2 protein-coding genes and 1 pseudogene are annotated in these 3,786 nt (G+C 70.7%); 1 reads left to right on the forward strand and 2 read right to left on the reverse strand.

The window, feature by feature from the left end; translation table 11 throughout:
* Positions 1-1,125 (reverse strand): cytochrome P450 (locus AB0H32_RS47135; protein ID WP_361135541.1); only part of this gene is annotated, 1,125 nt, incomplete at its 3' end.
* A gap of 357 nt (positions 1,126-1,482) precedes the next feature.
* Here AB0H32_RS47135 and AB0H32_RS47140 point away from each other — a divergent pair.
* Entirely contained in the window at positions 1,483-2,238 is a 756-nt protein-coding gene (locus AB0H32_RS47140; protein ID WP_361135544.1) for a MerR family transcriptional regulator, read from the forward strand.
* A 173-nt stretch (positions 2,239-2,411) separates the two neighbouring features.
* Here AB0H32_RS47140 and AB0H32_RS47145 read toward each other — a convergent pair.
* A pseudogene (locus tag AB0H32_RS47145) lies at positions 2,412-3,719 on the reverse strand (FAD-binding oxidoreductase); the annotation flags it as partial.
* Positions 3,720-3,786: the final 67 nt, after the last annotated feature.

The following is a 3,786-nucleotide window of genomic DNA, read 5'->3' on the forward strand; positions in this document are numbered from 1 at the left end:
GTCGAACAGGGAGAGGAGCATCGCGGCGACGGTCTCGATCTCGGCGCGTGCGAAGGCAGCGCCGACGCACTGGTGGAGTCCGGTGCCGAAGGCCAGGTGCTGGGCGGCGGCGGTGAAGGAGCGCGCGGTGCCCAGGTCCGGGCGACGGATGTCGAAGGTGTCCGCGGCGACGAACGCGTCGGGGTCGCGGTTGGCCGCGCCGACCATGCAGAAGACGGTGGCACCTGCCGGGACGGTGGTGCCTGCGAACACGGCGTCCCGCTCCGCCTGACGGGGGATGAGCTGGACGGGTGGGGTGTAGCGCAGTGTCTCGGCGATCGCGGCAGGCAGCAGGGCCGGGTCCTGGCGTACCTGCGCCATCTGCTCGGGGTGGTCGATCAGGTGCTTGAAGAGGAGGGCGAGCGTCTTGTCGGCGGGCTCGGTGGCGGCGGCCAGGACGTTGATGATCAGAGCGGTCACGTCGCGGTTGCTCATGGCGATGCCGTCGAACTCGGCGGTGCACAGCTTCGATATCAGGTCTTCGCCGGGCCGGCGACGGCGCTGTTCGATGACGGGGACGAGGTAGTCCTCCAGTTGCTCGGCGCAGTCCATGCAGTGCCGACGGCGTTCGGGGGTGAGGACGATGCTGGTGATGAACTCGATGACCCCGCCGTGCCAGGCGGCGACCTGCTGCCAGTCCTTCTTGTCCAGGCCCAGGACGTCGAGCGTCACGAAGACGGCGAGGGGTCTGCCGAAGTCGTTGACGAGGTCCATCCGCCCCAGGGGAAGGAAGGGCGCGATGAGCTCGGCGGCGTTGGCGTGGATGGCGCGTATCTGGTCCTGCAGGGCCTGCCCGGTGAAGCCCCTGACAACGATCTTCCGCTTGGCGGTGTGCTCGGCCCCGGTCATCTGGGCGAGGACCCGCCCGCGCATCACCGGCTCGGCACGCACCTGCAGCGTTTCGGTGGTGAACGCCTCATGGTCCGTCAGCACCCGCTTCACATCGTGGTGGCGGGAAAGGAAGTAGCTGTCGATCGCCGGCTCGTAGTGCACCGGTGCCTGTTCTCTCAGCCGGGCGAAGTGGCGGTAGGGGTCGGCGGCGAAGTCCTCGGACAGGACGCTGAAGCGGGGATCGACCGTGGGCATGACGAAAGCCTCTCAAAGCGCGTGGCAGGACAGGAGCCGGGGACCGGAGCGGGACATCAGCGGGTGGCTCTGGCACACCTTCTGTGAGACGAAGACCCCGAAGGACGGCATGGCGTTCCCGAGCGGCACACGGAGTTGCCCGAAAGGAGCCAGGGTCAAGGCGGTTGGGCCGACGGTTCCGGGCCGTGGAAGAGGCCGTGCTCCGGTTGAATGGGCTGTCGTTCCCGTCGATCGTGAACGTCGCCGCGCTCTTCCTTGGACGTAACCCGTCCAATGCGGCTTGCGCTTTCCGTTGCGTCAACTCCTACGGTCGCCCGTGTGGCCGGACAGCCCGGCCCGGCGAGGAAAGGTGCGGTCATGGCCTGGTCGATTGCGGACGTGGCCCGGATGTGCGGGGTGACGTCCCGGACCCTGCGTCACTACGACGAGATCGGCTTGCTCGTTCCCGCCTACATCGGCAGCAACGGCCACCGCCACTACGAGCAGGCCGACCTGCTGCGGCTGCAGCAGATCCTGCTGATGCGGGAACTGGGCCTGGGGCTGCGGGAGACAGCGGCGGTCCTGGAGCACCAGGTCGACCAGGTGACCGCGCTGCGCGAGCACCGGCGCAGGCTGCTGGCCGAGCGGGACCGCCTCGATGTACTCGCCCGCACGGTCGCCCGCACCATCGCCGAACTGGAGGAGGAGACACCCGACATGGGAAAGATCAGCAGGCCGGAGAACCTGTTCACCGGATTCGACACCGCCCGCTACGAGGCGCCCGCACGCACACGGTGGCCCGACCAGGCGCAGCAGTCGGCGCAGTTCGCCGCCACGCTCACCGAGGCGGAGATGGATCGCCTGCAGAGTGAGGCGACCTCCGCGATGGTTCGGATGGCCGGGTTCATGCAGGCCGCCACCCCGGTGACCGACCCCGCGGTACAGGCCGAGGTCGACACCCACTACCTGGGCATCTGCCGGATGTGGACCCCGGACGCGGCCGCGTTCAAGGCCCTGGCGCAGAGCTACGTCGACGACGCGCAGTGGCGGGCGGCCTACGACCAGGTCGCTGCCGGGCTGGCCGAGTACCAGCGGGACGCCATGATCGCCTACGCCGACGCCCGGCTGAGCTGACCGGTCACCGGGTGCTGGGGGCTGCAGACCCCAGCAACCCGGCGCCTTCGCCCCGCTCGAATCCGCCCACGCGCTCCCCTCTCTGAGCGGCGCCTACGGCTGCACCACCAAGTGCCCCGACCACGTGAAAGCCACAGGGCCAGCTCACGCCCTCGCCCGTGTGCGGCGCGCCGTCAGTCGATCAGGACGCCTGGGTTGAGGATGCGATGGGGGTCCAGGGCGTCCTTGGCGGCGCGCAGCGCCAGCGCGAAGGGCTCCGGGCGCTGGAGGTCGTAGCCGGGGCGGTGGTCGCGGCCGACGGCGTGGTGGTGGGTGATGGTCGCTCGGTAGCGGTGCAGGACGTCGCTCGCGGCGGCCTTGATGTCGTCCCAGATCTCTACCTCGTCGCCCGGTCGGCCGGCGACGGCCACGGTGAAGTAGGGGGCGGCACCGTCGGGGTAGACGTGGGTCAGACGGCAGTTGACGGTGGCCGAGTGTCCGGTGGCCTTCAGGGCGGCGGCGCCGACCTCGGTGCGGACGGCGTCGATCAGGGCGGGAATCCTGTCCCAGGTGGTGGCGGTCTCAAAGGTCTCCACGACTGCGCCCATGCGGGCCAGGCCGTCGCGCAGGTAGGGCATGCGCAGGAACGCCGAGCGCCAGGCGCTCACGGCCGCGTCGGCCGGGGCGTCACGGTCCTCCGCCGCCTGCGCCCCGCCACGGCCGCCGTGCGCACGGGCCAGCTCCAGGGCGCTCGTGAGACGGTCGTCGACGCGGGCGGTGGCGGATTCGAAACCCAGGACCAGGACGGCGGAGCCGTCGTGCGAGGCTCCGGACAGCAGTGCCTCGCCGGAATCGAGCAGGCGGCAGTTGGCCGGGGCGAGGTCGGACTGCGCGATGGCACGCACCGCGTCCAGCGCCCGGTGGAAGTCGGCGAAGGCCACGGACGTGGAGGCCTTGTATCGCGGGCGTTCCTGCAGGCGCATCCAGGCCTCGGTGATGACGCCGAGCGTGCCCTCGGAGCCGAGGAACAGTCGGTCGGGTGACGGTCCGGCGCCGGATGCGGGCAGACGCCAGGACGTGCCGGCGCCGGCGGGCGTGACCACGTGCAGGGACTGCACGAAGTCGTCGATGTGGGTACGGACGGTGGCGTAGTGACCTCCGGCCCGGGTTGCCAGCCAGCCACCGAGGGTGGAGAACTCGAAGCTCTGCGGGAAGTGGCGCAGGGTGAGGCCGTGGGGCCGCAACTGCTCTTCCAGCACGGGACCGAGCACGCCGGCCTGGATGCGGGCCGAGCGGCTGGCGGTGTCGACCTCCAGGACCCGGTCCATCGAGGTCAGGTCGAGCGACAGCACGGCGCGGTGGGCGTCACCGCGGTACTCCACGCCGCCGACCACCGAGGAGCCGCCGCCGAAGGGGATGGCGGCCACGCCGTGCCGGCCGGCCCAGTCCAGCAGGTCGGCCACCTCCTGGGCGTCGGTGGGCCGGGCGACCAGGTCGGGGGCACGTATTTCCTTGTCGTGCGTACGGGCACGCTCGCCATGCCCCATATCGCGCGGGCCCACGAGTGGC

The organism is Streptomyces sp. NPDC020362 (genome assembly GCF_040642095.1).
GTDB lineage: Bacteria > Actinomycetota > Actinomycetes > Streptomycetales > Streptomycetaceae > Streptomyces.

Coding starts and splice junctions, on each gene's coding strand:
- AB0H32_RS47140 (WP_361135544.1), top strand. CDS start 1,483: ATGGCCTGGTCGATTGCGGACGTGGCCCGGATGTGCGGGGTGACGTCC.